This is a genomic window from Streptomyces poriticola, assembly GCF_036689765.1.
Lineage (GTDB): Bacteria > Actinomycetota > Actinomycetes > Streptomycetales > Streptomycetaceae > Streptomyces > Streptomyces poriticola.
Window position 1 is genome coordinate 1 of the sequence record NZ_JBAGKH010000126.1, and the last position, 274, is coordinate 274.

A 274-nucleotide genomic window follows, 5' to 3' on the forward strand; every position below is an offset into this window, starting at 1 on the left:
GTCCATGCCCTTCAGGCTGTCGGTGACCCTGGCGATCGTGGGTATGGCGTGGCCTGTCACCTTGGCGGTGGCACTGATCGGGTCGATGGCGTCGCCGACCTTCGCGACCGTGGCGGCGGTCCTGGCCGCGGCTCCTGCGCGGCCGGCCGAGGCTGCTCTCAGCGGGCCGGCGCCCAGGGTGAGGAGGTTGAAGACGACCGTGGCGGACGCACGGGCGGGGTTCTCGTCCCACATGTCCCAGGCGACCAGGGACTTGCCGAACTCCTTGGCGTAC

Annotated in this window: 1 pseudogene; it reads right to left on the reverse strand. The window is 70.8% G+C overall.

The features are described 5' to 3' along the window. Positions 1-274: pseudogene (locus V5O46_RS31750) on the reverse strand (hypothetical protein); the annotation flags it as partial.